The sequence below is a fragment of the Pseudomonas sp. PB105 genome, from assembly GCF_009764655.1.
Lineage (GTDB): Bacteria > Pseudomonadota > Gammaproteobacteria > Pseudomonadales > Pseudomonadaceae > Aquipseudomonas > Aquipseudomonas cyclaminis.
This window is the reverse complement of record NZ_RWIO01000093.1, coordinates 355,538-369,884: the sequence shown is the minus strand read 5'-3', so window position 1 is coordinate 369,884 and position 14,347 is coordinate 355,538. Positions and strand designations below refer to the sequence as shown.

10 protein-coding genes are annotated in these 14,347 nt (G+C 64.1%); all 10 read left to right on the top strand.

Features of this window, described 5'->3' with window-relative positions:
- Position 1 precedes the first annotated feature (1 nt).
- On the top strand, positions 2–1,291 hold the full coding sequence (locus EJD88_RS24910; RefSeq protein WP_099586034.1) for a DotU family type VI secretion system protein: 1,290 nt from the start codon (positions 2–4) through the stop codon (positions 1,289–1,291).
- The gene (gene tssM, locus EJD88_RS24905; protein WP_158879249.1) at positions 1,288–4,788 is read left to right on the top strand and encodes a type VI secretion system membrane subunit TssM; all 3,501 of its coding nucleotides are present in this window, start codon (positions 1,288–1,290) and stop codon (positions 4,786–4,788) included. Before EJD88_RS24910 ends, tssM begins: the two co-directional genes overlap by 4 nt.
- A complete protein-coding gene (gene tagF / locus EJD88_RS24900) occupies positions 4,785–5,438 on the top strand; it encodes a type VI secretion system-associated protein TagF (RefSeq protein WP_158879248.1) in 654 nt (217 codons plus the stop codon). The genes tssM and tagF overlap by 4 nt, the downstream gene beginning before the upstream one ends.
- On the top strand, positions 5,439–6,158 hold the full coding sequence (locus EJD88_RS24895; protein ID WP_158879247.1) for a PP2C family serine/threonine-protein phosphatase: 720 nt from the start codon (positions 5,439–5,441) through the stop codon (positions 6,156–6,158). It abuts the gene before it with no gap.
- Positions 6,155–9,133, top strand: coding sequence for a serine/threonine-protein kinase (locus EJD88_RS24890; RefSeq protein WP_158879246.1), 2,979 nt, complete (start codon positions 6,155–6,157; stop codon positions 9,131–9,133). The genes EJD88_RS24895 and EJD88_RS24890 overlap by 4 nt, the downstream gene beginning before the upstream one ends.
- Complete coding sequence (locus tag EJD88_RS24885) at positions 9,133–9,837, top strand: ABC transporter ATP-binding protein (RefSeq protein ID WP_158879245.1); 705 nt, start codon at positions 9,133–9,135, stop codon at positions 9,835–9,837. The genes EJD88_RS24890 and EJD88_RS24885 overlap by 1 nt, the downstream gene beginning before the upstream one ends.
- Entirely contained in the window at positions 9,837–11,021 is a 1,185-nt protein-coding gene (locus EJD88_RS24880; protein ID WP_158879244.1) for an ABC transporter permease, read from the top strand. The genes EJD88_RS24885 and EJD88_RS24880 overlap by 1 nt, the downstream gene beginning before the upstream one ends.
- Complete coding sequence (locus EJD88_RS24875; protein ID WP_099586027.1) at positions 11,014–12,726, top strand: SUMF1/EgtB/PvdO family nonheme iron enzyme; 1,713 nt, start codon at positions 11,014–11,016, stop codon at positions 12,724–12,726. Before EJD88_RS24880 ends, EJD88_RS24875 begins: the two co-directional genes overlap by 8 nt.
- A gap of 83 nt (positions 12,727–12,809) precedes the next feature.
- On the top strand, positions 12,810–13,739 hold the full coding sequence (gene tagQ / locus EJD88_RS24870) for a type VI secretion system-associated lipoprotein TagQ (RefSeq protein WP_099586026.1): 930 nt from the start codon (positions 12,810–12,812) through the stop codon (positions 13,737–13,739).
- A 124-nt stretch (positions 13,740–13,863) separates the two neighbouring features.
- The gene (locus EJD88_RS24865; protein WP_072435248.1) at positions 13,864–14,241 is read left to right on the top strand and encodes a helicase; all 378 of its coding nucleotides are present in this window, start codon (positions 13,864–13,866) and stop codon (positions 14,239–14,241) included.
- The last annotated feature ends 106 nt before the right edge of the window (positions 14,242–14,347 follow it).

Genomic DNA, 14,347 nt, shown 5'->3' with positions numbered 1-14,347 from the left:
GATGCATCCCAATGATGACGACCGCACCCAGTTCATGCCGCGCCCAGGTGGCCGTGCGCCGGAACCTGCACGGGCAGAACCGGCCCCGCTGTCGATGCCGGCTGCACCGATGCTCACCGGCAAAAGCCAGGGGCTGAACCCACTGGAAAGCGCCGCTGGCCCGCTGCTGGCCTTGCTGACGCGCCTGCGCAATACCATCGCCCACCCGGCACCAGCCAGCCTGCGCGCGCAGTTGCTGGCCTACCTGCGCCAGTTCGAAGAGCGCGCCGAAGCCGCCGGTGTGGCGCGCAACGAAGTGCTGCTGGCCCGTTACGCGCTGTGCACCGCCCTCGATGAAGCCGTGTTGAGCACGCCGTGGGGCAGCACCAGCGATTGGGGCAAGCAAAGCCTGCTGATCACCGTGCACAACGAAGCCTGGGGCGGCGAGAAAGTCTTCCAGTTACTCGACCACTGCCTGCAAAGCCCACGGGAACGCCTGTACCTGCTGGAACTGTTGTACCTGTGCATGTGCCTGGGTTTTGAAGGCCGCTACCGCGTGATGAACGACGGTCGCAGCCAGTTGGAAGCCTTGCGCGAGCGCACCGCGGCAGCGATTCGTAGTGCCCGTGGCGAGCATGAGCGTGAGCTGTCGCCGCACTGGCGCGGCGTGACCGTGGCGCGGGACCGCCTGGCGCAATTCATGCCGCCGTGGATCGCCGTGGCCATTGGCGTGGCGCTGCTGCTGGCGTTGCTGTTCACCTTGCGCATGCTGCTGGCGTCGCAGGCGGAGCCGGTGTTCAAGAATATCCACGCCCTGGGCGAGATCCCGGTGCAGGCCATCGACCGTCCAGTGGCGCAGCCCAAGGTCATCGAACGGCCGCGTCTGGCCGGGTTCCTGGCCGAAGACATCAAGGCCGGTCGCGTGGCCGTGGAAGATAAAGTCGACCGTTCGGTGGTCACCATTCGTGGCGATGAACTGTTCGCATCGGCCAGCTCCAGCATTGTCGACGACTACCAGCCGCTGATGCTGCGCATCGCCGATGCCATCCGCAAGGTCAAGGGGCAGGTGCGCGTCACCGGCCACAGCGACAATCGCCCGATTGCCACGCTGCGCTTCCCGTCCAACTGGGCGCTGTCCGAAGCGCGGGCCAAGTCGGTGCTGGAGATCCTCGCGGCCAAGACCGGCCAGGCGGATCGCTTCAGTGCCGAGGGCAGAAGCGACACCGAGCCGTTGGCCACCAACAGCACAGCCGAAGGCCGCGCCCGCAATCGTCGGGTTGAAATCACCGTATTGGCGGAGGGCGTCGAGTGAAGGCGTTTTTCAGTTTCATGATTCGCTGGGTGATCCCGGTATTGGGCCTGATCGCCCTGAGCCTGATCATCTGGTTTGTCGGGCCGTTGCTCGACGTGCTGGTGCCGCAAGGGCGCCGCTGGGCGCTGATCATCCTGATGTTCGGGGTGTGGATCGCCTACCGCGTGTTCCGCATCATCCAGGCCCGCCGTCAGGCCGCCGAAGTGATGCGCAGCCTGGCCGCCGAAACCCCGGCCGACCCCAACAGCGTGGCCACCGCCGAAGAGTTGTCGACCCTGCGCCAGCGCATGGACGAAGCCCTCGCGCTGTTGAAAAAAGCCAAGCTCGGCGGTGACGAGCGGCGCAATCTCTACGAGTTGCCGTGGTACGTGATCATCGGCCCGCCGGGTTCGGGCAAGACCACCGCGCTGGTCAATTCCGGCCTGCACTTTCCGTTGGCCGCGCAATTGGGCGCCGGTGCGGTGCGTGGCGTCGGCGGTACGCGCAATTGCGATTGGTGGTTCACCGATCAGGCCGTCTTGCTCGACACCGCTGGCCGCTACACCACCCAGGACAGCAACTCCACGGTGGATAAAGCCGCGTGGCTCGGCTTTCTCGACCTGCTGAAAAAGCAGCGTTCACGCCGGCCTATCGACGGCGCGTTTATCGCCATCAGCCTTTCGGATCTGCTGCTCGGCACCGACGCCGAGCGCGCCGCCCATGCGGCTGCGATTCGCGTGCGTATCCAGGAGCTGTACACCCAATTGGGCGTACGTTTCCCGATCTACCTGATGCTGACCAAGCTCGATCTGGTGCCGGGTTTCATGGAGTACTTCGATAACCTGAGCAAGGAAGACCGCGCCCAGGTGTGGGGTATGACCTTTGCTTTGGACGACGGCAAGAATAGCGACAGCCCGTTGGCCCATCTGCAAAGCGAATTCGCAGGATTAGAGCAACGCCTCAACGAGCGTCTGGTGGAGCGCCTGCAACAGGAACGCGACCCGGCGCGGCGCGACCTGATCTACGGCTTCCCGCAGCAGTTCGGCGCGTTGAAGGATTGCCTGCAAAGCTTCCTCGAAGGCGTGTTCAAACCCAATGCCTTTGAAGAGCGCGTGCTGTTGCGCGGTGTGTATTTCACCAGCGGCACCCAGGAAGGCAGCCCGATTGACCGCCTGATCGGCGCCATGGCCCAGAGCATGAACCTGGACCGCCAGCATCTGGCACGCCAGAGCGGCACCGGGCGCAGCTACTTCATCGAAAAGTTGTTTACTGCCGTGGCGTTTGCCGAGCGTGGCCTGGTGGGTGTGAACCCGAAGGTCGAACGCCGGCGCAAGTGGATCGCACGCGGTGTACTCGCGGCTACGGTGGCGTTGGTGGTGGTGGTCAGCGGCCTGTGGTGGGTGAGTTATCGCGCCAACCAGGCGTATATCGCCCAGGTCGACCAAAAGGTCGCGCCGCTGGGCCAGACTGTGCAGAACCTCAGCCCGGCGCAGCGTGAAGTCCTTGCGGTGCTGCCGTTGCTCAACGCAGTGAAGAACCTTGCTGGGGATTCGCCGAGCTGGTCCGAAGGCCTGGGCTTGTATCAGGGCGACATGCTCGAAGCCGAATCCGCCAGCGTGTACCGCAAGCTGCTGATCGCGGTGTTCGCGCCGCGTCTGGTGACGCGCATCGAAGAGCAACTGCACGGCGGCGGCAACTCGGATTTCCTCTACGAAGGCCTCAAGGCCTATCTGATGCTGGCCGACAGCGAGCATTACGATCCGGACTTCATCAAGGCCTGGATCGCCCTCGACTGGGATCGCAACCTGCCCCGCGACCTGCCGGCCGACCAGCGTCAGGCGTTGACCGGGCACTTGCAGGCGCTGTTCGATCGTCACCCGCCGAACGCACGCCTTGATCCGCGCCTGATCGATGACCTGCGCCGCCAACTGCAACAGCTGCCGGTGGCCCAGCGTGTCTACGATCGAGTCAAACGCCAGAAACTGCCCGAAGGCATCCCGGACTTTCGCATCAACGAAGCTGCTGGCCGTGATGCCGCGCTGGTGTTCAGCCGCAAAAGCGGCAAGCCGTTGGGCGAGCCGTTGAGTGGGTTTTTTACCGCCAAGGGCTATCGCCAGGCCTTCCTGCTGAGCAGCCTGAACCAGACCGGCACCCTCGCTGAAGAGCAGTGGGTGCTGGGCCACGAGCAGGCCGATCAACAGAACGTGGTGAGCCTGGCCGCCGATGTGCGTCGCCTGTATTTCCAGGACTACCAGCGCCAGTGGGATGCCTTGCTCGCCGATATCGACTTTGTGCCAATCACCAGCGTGGCCCAGGCGGCCGATGTGCTGCGGGTGATTTCCGGGCCGACGTCACCGCTGAAAAAGCTGCTGGTGGCGGTGGCCAGGGAAACGGACCTGCAAGCCGAAGAGCGTCAGCTGGCCGCCAAAGGCGTACCGGTTGAAGGCGGTGTCGACAAGCTCAAGGAGCGCCTGGGCAGTCTGCTCGGCCAGGAACAACCGACCGGCAATGCGCCGCAGGCGGCGGATGATCCGGTGACCGCGCACTTTGCCGAACTCAACAGCATCGTCAGCAAGACTGAAGGCGAGCCGGCGGCGATCGATGGCCTGCTGTCGGACATGAACGCGCTGTATGTGCAGGTCAGCGCCATGGTCGGCGCCAGCGGCGATGCGCTGCTCGGCGAAGCCAAGAATCAGGCGGCGGCTGCGGCCACGCGGGTCAGCCTGAATGCCGAACGCCAGCCGCCGCTGGTGCAGGGCATGGTCAAGTCGGTGGTCAATTCCACCACCAACAGCATGATGGGTGGGGTGCGTAACCAGCTGAACGCGGCCTGGGTCAGCGAAGTGGTCAACGTGTATCGCCAGTCCCTGGCAGGGCGTTACCCGATGTCGCCGGGCAGTGCGCGGGACGCCACGCTGGATGACTTCGGGCAGTTCTTCGGCGTGGGCGGGGTGATGGACAACTACTTCCGCAAATACCTGCAACCCTACGTGGACACGTCTGCGCAGACCTGGCGCTGGCAGCCGGGCGCTGCGCAGAAGCTGGGGATCGCGCCGGGGGTGCTGCAAACCTTCCAGCGCGCCGCGACGATTCGTGATGCGTTCTTCCGGTCGGGGGGCACCCAGCCCATCGTGCGTTTCGAACTCAAGCCGGTGTCGATGGACCCGACGATTACCCAGTTCCTGCTCGATCTAGACGGCCAGCAACTGAGCTACGACCACGGCCCAAGCCGCCCGGTAGCGATGCAATGGCCGAACCCCGGCAGCATTGGCGTGGTGCGGATTTCCATCATGCCGCCATCGGCCAGTGGCCGCTCGGGCGTGACCCTCGACGGTCCGTGGGCGTGGTTCCGCCTGCTGGAGCAATCGGACCTTACTGCCGGCAACTCGCCGGACCGCTTCAACCTGCGCCTGCGGGTCGACGGCGCGAGCATCGCCTACGAGTTGCGTGCCAACAGTGCTTTCAACCCGTTCAAGAGCCGCGTGCTCAGTGGCTTCAGCCTGCCGGAGCGGCTATGACGACCCTGGGTTTCTACGGCAAGTTAGCCAGTCGCGGGGACTTTGTCAGCCGCGCCTTGCCCCAGAGTTTTGTTGGCCCGTGGGACAGCTGGCTGGCGGCGGGTTTGCTCGCCAGCCAGAACAGCCTGGGCGATGATTGGCTCAACGTGTACCTGGTCAGCCCGCTGTGGCGCTTTGTGCTGGCGCCGGGCGTGTGCGGGCCGGACGCAGTGGCGGGCGTGGTGATGCCGAGCATTGATCGGGTCGGGCGCTACTTCCCGTTGGCGGTGGTGGCCTTGCTTGATCACGACACCAATCCCGCCTCGCTGGTGGGCGGGCCGGACACGTGGTTCGAGCAGGCCGAAGAGCTGTTGCTCAGCACCCTGGACAGCGGCGCGACTTTCGAAAGCTTCAACGACGGCCTCGACAGCCTGGGCTTGCCAGCGACTGAGCCGCGTGCGGTCGACAGCCGTTTCGCGGGCCTGCAACGGGTGTCCGCCACCGTGCCCCATGGGCGCATGACCGCGCTTGCCGAACAGGCCTGCGAGGGCGCGAGCCTGTGGTGGGGCCGAGGCTCGGAACGTATTTCCCCTGGTTTATTACGGTGTCAGGGCTTGCCCGCCGCCAGCGATTTTGCGCAGTTTCTGCTCGGACAAGAAGGTGTGGTGTAGATGGGCGCGACGTACAAATCCGCGAGCAAAAGCCATGTGGGCATGGTGCGACAGGTCAACGAAGATGCGTGCCTGGACCTGCCGGAAAACCGCCTGTGGGTGGTCGCCGATGGCATGGGCGGGCATGCGGCGGGCGACTATGTCAGCAGCCTGATCGTCGACAGCCTGCGCAGTGTGCCGTTGGGCCGCTCCCTCGACGAATACTCGGCCGCCCTGCGCAATGACCTGATCCGCATCAACGCCACCGTACGCGAAGAAACCGCCAACCGTGGCGTGACCATGATGGGCAGCACCGTGGTAGTACTGGCCGCCCGTGGCTTGCGCGGCGTCTGCCTGTGGGCCGGCGACAGTCGCCTGTATCGCCTGCGTGACGGCGTGCTTGAAGGCATCTCCCGCGACCACAGCTACGTGCAAGACCTGCAAGACAGCGGCCTGCTCAGCGAAGCCGACGCCCGCACACATCCGCGCGCCAATATCGTCACCCGCGCCGTGGGTGTGGAAGCGCAGTTGGAGGTGGCGGTGCTCGACCTGTTGATCGCCCCCGGTGACAGCTACCTGTTGTGCAGCGATGGCCTGAACAAGACCGTTGAAGACCACGAAATCCGCGAAGTGCTCAGCCACGATGCGCCGGATGAAATTGTGCGCAGCCTGGTGCACCTGGGGCTCAATCGCGGCGCGCCGGACAACATCACCGCCATCGTTGTGAAGGTATCGGCATGAATATCGTGATTCCTGGCTACGACATCGAAGGCGAGATCGGCGAAGGCGCCATGGCCAGCGTGTACCTGGCGATCCAGCGCTCGCTGGAGCGCAAGGTGGCGCTGAAGGTGATGGCGGCGGCACTGGCCGCCGACCCGAGCTTCTGCGAGCGCTTCCTGCGTGAGGGCAAGACCCTGGCGCGGCTGTCGCACCCGCATACCGTGACCATCCATGACATCGGCAATGTCGGTGAGCTGTATTACATGGCCATGGAGTTTTTGCCCAACGGCACGCTCAAGGAGCGCATCGCTGCCGGTATGACGCCGGAGCAGGGCGTGACGCTGATCCGCCAGATCGCCTCGGCACTGGGCTATGCCCACGGGCAAGGCTTGGTGCACCGCGACGTCAAGCCCGCGAACATCCTCTTCCGCGCTGACGGCACGGCGGTGTTGTCGGACTTTGGCATCGCCAAGTCCCTGGACGACCGCACCCAGTTCACCCAGGCCGGTTTTGCCGTGGGCACGCCGAGCTACATGAGCCCCGAACAGGCGCGGGGCCAGGAGATCGATGGCCGCGCCGATCTGTATGCGCTGGGCGTCGTGCTCTACGAAATTCTCGTCGGCAAGCTGCCGTACAGCGGCACCGACGCGCTGTCCACCGCGCTGGCGCACCTGACCGAACCGTTGCCGGAATTGCCGGTGCACCACGGTCGTTATCAGGGCGTGTTGCGCAAGTTGTTGGCCAAGGATCCGGCCGAGCGGTTCCCGGATGCGGCGGCGTTGTTATTGGCGCTGGATCAATTACCGATGGAATCGCCCGAGGCCACCCTGGTGCGCCCGATTCCGCTGAGCTTCGACCTGGGCGGCATCACGCCGGAGTCCATCGAAATCCCCACGGCCCAACCCGAGCCGGTGCGTCAACCGGTGGTGCCGCCGACGCAGCACAGCGAGCAGCGTCGCGGGCCGGTGTTGGCGCTGGCGGCGGTGGCTGTGGCGGTTGCCCTGGCGATTGGCGGTGCTTCCTATTGGTGGCTGAGTGGCGATGATGAGCCCGCCAAGCCGCCGGCCGCTGCAGTGCCTGCGGCAACGCCGGCAGCAACGCCCGCAGCAACACCGGCGGCGGCAGCGGTTGAGGCGGATGGCGGTCAGCGTCCGTTGCTGATGGCGGGCAAGAAAACCCTGTTCCAGCGCGTCCTCAGCAAGCCGGGCGCGAAGCTTGCGGATGAGGCCGGCAGCGCGCCAGGTAAAGCCCTGCCGGCGTTTTCGGTGCTCTACGTGTACCAACGCAAGGACGTCGACGGCCAGCCGTGGGTGCGCGTCGGCACCGCCACCGACGGGCGCAGCGACGGTTGGCTGCCGGCCGCCCAGGTCAGCGACTGGAAGCAGAGCCTGGTGCTCAAGTTCACCGAGCGCTCGGGCCGTGCGCCGGTGATGTTCCTGCGCCAATCCGGCGAAGTGGAAAAGCTGCTCGCCGACCCGGCCGCCGCCAAGGGGGCGTTGGCCAAGGCGCAGAAAAACAGCGAAGACAACGCGCAAATCCTCGCCCTGGAACCCACCGCCAGCGCGGTGCCGCAGAACCAGTTCTACCTGTTGCCGATCTTCGACTCCAAGGAGAGCTTCGACGAAAACGGCCAGCCGGTGCAGTTGCTCAATGTCGCTTCGATCGACCCCGGCAGCAGCCCAGCGGCCAAGCCCGCGACGCCGGTGATCAACGCCAATGCCGATGCCTTCCGCACCGCCGTGGTGCTGGTGGTGGACACCACGGTGTCGATGCAGCCGTATATCGACCAGATTCGCGACGTAGTCCATGAGCTGCAAACCCGCATCGGCGAGCGCGGCGAGTTGGACAGCGTCAGCTTTGGCATGGTGGGTTTTCGCAGCAGCATCAAGAAAACCCCTGGCCTGGAATACGTGGCCAAAACCCTGATCAGCCTCGACCAGGGCCGCGACCCGCAACGCTTCCTGGACATGGCGCGGCAGGTCAAAGCCTCCAGCGTGTCGAGCCATTCGTTCAACGAAGACGCGTTTGCCGGGGTGATGCAGGCGGTGGACGGCATGGACTGGTCCGGCTATGGCGGGCGCATCATCCTGCTGGTCACCGATGCGGGTGCGCTGCGCAAGAACGATCCGTTTGCCGCCACCCAGATGAACGAAGCCGAAGTGCGCCAGGCGGCGCTGGGCAAACAGATCAAGATCTACGCCCTGCACCTGCGCACCGACGCCGGTAAGAAAACCCACGCCGGCGCCGAGAGCCAGTACCGCATCCTCACCGCCGACGCCAACCCGCAGATCGGCGACCTGTACACACCGGTGCCCGGTGGCGATGTACGCAAGCTGGGTGAGCGTGTCGACGAGATCGGCAGCGTGTTCGCCAACCTGGTGCACCAGGTGCGTAGCAACACGCCGCAGCCTGTGCCGATGCTCAGTTCGGCGCCGACCCTGGCGGACAAATCTGCCGCTGTGGGTTACGCCATGCACATGGACTTCCTCGGCCGCAAAACCGCGAGCCAGGCACCGCAACTGGTGAGTGCCTGGACCGCCGACCGCGACCTGACCAACCCGGCGCTGCCGGCGTTCCAGGTGTGCGTGATGCTGACCAAGTTGCAGCTCAACGACTTGCAGCAGTCGTTGAAACTGATCGTCGACGCGGCGCGCAAGACCCAGACCTCACCCAAGGATTTCTTCCAGGAAATCGCCAGCGCCTCGGCCTACATGAGCCGCGACCCGCAAGCCCTGCGCAAGGGCGGCAACCTGGCAGACGGCGGCATCCTCGGCGAATACCTGGAAGGCCTGCCGTACCGCAGCAAGTCGCTGAACATGACCCAGGATTTGTGGTTGTCGCTGAGCGTGGCTGAGCAGGAAGACTTTATCGACGAGCTGGATTCGAAAATCCGCCTCTACGAAACCTTCCATAACGACGTCGCCAACTGGGTCCGTTTCGGCGATGCCGAGCCGGGCGATGCGTTGTACCGCGTGCCGTTGTCGACGTTGCCGTGATGCTGAACCTGAGCGCGGTGCACAAGAGCCGGGGCGTCGGGAGCCAGCGCTACAGCCTGGTGATCCCGGCGCTGCACCTGCGTGCCGGGGAGCAGTTGGCGATTGTCGGGCCCAGCGGTTGCGGCAAGAGCACCTTGCTGGACTTGCTGGCGCTGGTCCTGGCGCCGGATCAGGTCGGGCAGTTCGACTTCAATGCTGTCGACATCGGCGGCCTGTGGCGTGCCGATCAGCAATCGCGCCTGGCGCAGTTGCGCAGCCAACACCTGGGTTATGTGCTGCAAACCGGCGGGCTGCTGGGGTTTCTTGATGTGCGCGGCAATATCGCCTTGTCCCGGCAACTGTTGGGCCTGGAGGACGATGGCAGTGTGGCGCGCCTGGCCGAACAGCTGGAAATCAGCGACCAGTTGGCGAAGAAGCCCTCGGCGCTGTCGGTGGGCCAGCGCCAGCGTGTGAGCTGCGCCCGCGCCCTGGCCCATGCACCGCAACTGGTGCTGGCGGATGAGCCGACTGCCTCCCTCGACCCACTGAACGCCGAGCGTGTGATGCACGCGCTGCTGACCCAGGCCCGCGAACACCGCGCCGCCTGTGTGATCGCCACCCATGACGAGCCCCTGGCCCGCGCCAGTGGCTTGCTGATACGGCGTATCAGTTGCCGCCGCGATGCCGACGGTGGCGTCACTGCCACCCTTGGGGAGGCGTGCTGATGCGCATTCCCTTGATCGCTTCGCTGGCCTGGCAGGACTACCGCAACGACGCCTGGCTGTCGGCCTGTTCGGTGTTGGCATTGGTGGCGGTGATCGCGCCGTTGCTGGTGTTATTCGGCCTGAAATTTGGACTGGTTAGCAGTTTGACCGAACGTTTGCAGACCGACCCGGCCACCCGTGAAATTATTCCGCTGGGCGGTGGTCGATTCAGCAGCGTATTTATCGAGCAGCTTGGCCAGCGCAGCGATGTGGCGTTCGCCGTGCCGCGCACGCGGCAGATTGCGGCGACGGCGCAGGTGGGCGCGCTGACCTTGGAAATGCTGCCGACGGCGCCGGGTGATCCGTTGTTGGGTGCTGTGGCGCTGCCGCAGGGCCTGGGTCAGATCGTGCTGAGCCACACCGCTGCCGAGAAACTGGCGGCGCGGCCTGGGGATTTATTGGAAACCCGCTTTGCCCGCCAGGTCGCAGGGCGTGTCGAGGAGCAACGCACACGGGTGCAAGTGGTGGGGGTGCTGCCGCTGGAAGCGTTCGCCCGTGATGGTCTGTTCGCCGCGCCGGGCTTGCTGGAAGCGGCGGAAGATTACCGCGACGGCCGTGCTGTACCGGCGCTGGGATGGGCAGGTGATGAGGTGGCTGTGACTGAGCAGCGGGTCTATCCGGCGTTTCGCTTGTATGCGCGCAGCCTCGGCGATGTGGAGCCGTTACGGGTGTATTTCGCTGGGCAGAACCTGTTGGTGTCGACCCAGGCAAACACCATCGCCCAGGTGCAGTCGTTGAGCCGCAACCTGTCGATCGTATTCTGGGTCATCGCTGGGTTGGCGTTGGCGGGGGCATTTGCGGCGATCTTCGCCGGTGCCTTGGCCGCCGTGGCGCGCAAGCGTCGGGAATTGTCGGTGTTGCGTCTGTTGGGGTTTTCCACCGGCGCGTTGCTGTTGTTCGTGGTGGTGCAGGCGCTCTACAGCGCAGGGTTTGCCGCCGTGCTCAGTGCCGGGCTGTATGGCCTGGCCGAGGCGGCGTTAAACACGTTATTTGTGCAGGTGCCGGGCGAACACGCCAGTCACCTGCTGGCGCGTCATTACGGCCTGGCCCTGGTTGCAGTCCTCGGCGTCAGCGCCGTGGCGGCGGCGTGTGGGGGTTGGCGAGTGGCGCGTATCCAGGCTTCTGAAGGAATCAGAGATGTATAAGTTACTGGGCGCCGCCCTGGCGCTGAGCCTGGCCTCGATGGCCTGGGCCGATGAAGCAAGCGATAAACTGGACAACCCCAAACCGTTGCCGGATGACGTGAGCCTGCCGCTGCCGTGCGAGGGCAATATGGTGTTCCGCTACGCCTACGTGCTGGCCCAGGGCACCCTGGACGACCGCGAGATCAGCCTCGGCTACCCCTTCGCCGAGGGCGAGGCCGGTTACCAGCAGTCGTTTATTTCCGGCTACCGCCGCGATTTTATCAACGGCCAGTTCACCCTCAAGGATTTGCCGAAAGACTGGAACAAAGTCATCGCGCCGTTGATGCCCAAGACCGACGCCAAGACGCCACTCAAGCCGATGCTGTACTTCATCGGCAAGTACGAAGTGACCGCGCGCCAATACGCCCAGGTCATGGCCCAGGCGCAGTCCCTGGCCAGCGGTGAACCGGCCCCCGCCTGCGATGCGCCGACCGGCATGGCCGGGCGTTTGCCCAAGGTGAAACTGTCGCGTTTTGAGGCTGAGCGCTTCTCGGCGGTGTACAGCGCGTGGCTGATGAAATACCACCGCGAGTTGCTGCCGGTCAGTGGTCGCGGTTCGTCGGCAGAAGACGGCGGCCTGGGTTTTGTGCGCCTGCCCACCGAAGTGGAGTGGGAGTTTGCCGCACGCGGTGGCCAGGCGGTGAGCCGTCAGGATCTGGAAGGGCGCCTGTTCCCGCGTCGCGTCGAAGGCAGCGAAAGTGATGGCCCGCTGGGCGACTACGCTGTGTTCAACCAAGTCGCCGGCGGTACTGGCCAGGCGGCGCGCCTGATGCCCATCGGCACCAAATTGCCCAATCCGATTGGCATGTTCGACGTGATCGGCAATGCGGCGGAGATGGTCCAGGAGTCTTTTCAATTGGTCCATGCCGGGCGACGTCAGGGCACCTATGGCGGCTTTGTGGTCAAGGGCGGCAACTACCTGGAAGGCGAGGGTACGCTGTTCACCGGCATGCGCCGCGAATACCCGCTGTTCGCCGCCGATGGCACTGAGCAAAGCAACGAAACCACCGGTTTTCGCGTAGCGATTGGCGCGCTGTCGGCGCCACGTTCGCGTTACAAGGAGCTGTTTGTGCAGTGGCAAAAAGAAGGGCGCCTTGCCGCGCTGACCGATGCCATCGACGACGCCCAGGACCCGACCAAACGCCTGGACAGCATCATCGCCGCCAGCGTTGACCCCAAGCTGCAAGCCGAACTGGGGCTGGTCAACGAAGAGCTCAAGCGCAATGTCTCGCTGATCGCCCAGCAACGCGAAGAAGCGGCGGGCAACCTGATCCAGTCGGCCGCCTTGGTGGCCGAGACCATCAGCAACTACAACATCCGCCTGGCCAACCTGCAGAAGAGTCGCCAACAGTCTCTGGACAACAAGGACGAGGCCAGTGCGAAGCTGTTTGATATGGCCATTGCCAACGGCCGCAGCGCCCTCGACGGCGCGGTGGCGATTTACATCGACAACCTGGCCACCGGCACGCGCTACACCGATGCGGTGATCCAGGCGCAGTTTCAACGGATCAAGGAAGAGTTGGATCGCAAGCCCGTGCTCGGCAAGAGCCTGGTGACGCGCGCAACACTGTTCGTCCGCCATGTCGGCAACTACCGCAAGCAACAGCGGGCCGACCCGGCGACGATCTTGAAGGAACTGCTCGCAGCGAGCGGTCAGCGGTCTTGACCGTTGGTTGTGCGGCGAGCTTGGAAGGGACTCAGGCGGCAGTTGCCGGCTGGGCAAGTCAAACTTAGAAGAGAACACAACTTATGCTTTTTTCCCGTAAGGCGGTTTCCAAGCGTCACTTACTGCTGATTGCCGCTGGCTTCAGCACCGTGCTGACAGGTTGCGCCACATCGCCGGCCTCCAAGGTCGCGTCCAGCACCAAGGTCGAGTACTACCCCAACTGCTACGAGCCGGTGCAGCACTTGCGTGCCACCGATTCGAACATGACCAAGTCGGTCGTCACCGGTGCGGCCATCGGCGCAGCCGGCGGTGCCCTGCTCGGCGCCCTGACCGGTGACAAGGAAAAACGTGGCCGTAATGCCGCCATTGGCGCAGCCGGCGGCGCCCTGGCGGGCGGCGCGGCGGGTTATTACACCGAGCGTCAGAAGCAGATCGCCGATGACAACCAGCGCATTGCCTCGTACGCGGCTGACGTCAACAAAAGCGCCTCCGACATCGATCGCAGCACCGCGTACGCCAAGGCGTCCCAGCAGTGCTACCAGAGCGCATTCACCAAATTGGTGTCTGATCGCAAGGCCAAGACCGTCAACGACACCGAAGGCCGCAAACGCCTGGCGGAAATCGTCTCGGGCCTGAAGGAGTCCAATGACCTGATCGTTGCGGTCAACGGCAAAGCTGCCGAAGACCTGAACAACTACACCCAGGCCTACGAGAAAGACCTGCAACAAGTGGGCGTGCAGCGTGCCGACGTGGTCACCGTGGCCAAGGCCGATGCAGCACCTGCCGTGACGCCGGCCAACAAGAAGAAAGGCACCGGTACCAAGCCGCCGAAGAAGCCACCGCTGCCAACCGTACCGACTGAAGCGGTTTCCACCGAGAAAACCTTCCAGACCGCCCAAACCAAGCAAGATGAAAGCAAGAAGGTCGCCAGCGCCGGTAAGACTCAGATCGAAGGCACCTGCCGCGATCCAAACCTGGCCGACTGGGCGCCGGTACCTTGCCCTAACGTTTAACTAACATGCTGCTATAAGCGTCAAACGCCAGCCGATCTTCCGCTAATGCGCTAGATCGGTGGCGTTCTTTTTGCAAATCGTTAAACTGCTGCGGCCACTTAATAATTACACCGAGGCCGTGTGCATGAAATTTCGTCTTCTGCTGTGGGTGCTGGGCCTGATGATGGGCAAAGCCAGTCGCACCAATCCTGCCTTCCAGCAACAGTTGGGTGATAAAGACCTGGCGTTCCAGTTGCAGACCCTCGACGGCAAGGTTGCCCGTCACTTCATCGTCAAAGACCAGCGCATCACCAGCCGCTCAGGGGTTCATCCTGCGCCGGCGTTCGCGATTGCGTTTAAAGATGCGGCCTACGGCTTCGCCACGATGCAGGCGAAGAACAAGCAACTGGCGTTCATGACGGGGATTCAGGACAAGTCGATCCAGATCAAGGGCAACCCGGCGCTGGTGATCTGGTTCCAGGGGTTGACCAAGTATCTGAAGCCGAAGAAAAAGAAGAGTTGAGGTTTTTCAGTAAAATCGAGTTGGATTCATCGGGGGCAAGCCCCCTCCCACAGGGGAATGCATTCCAAATGTGGGAGGGGGCTTGCCCCCGATAGCTATCCGACAG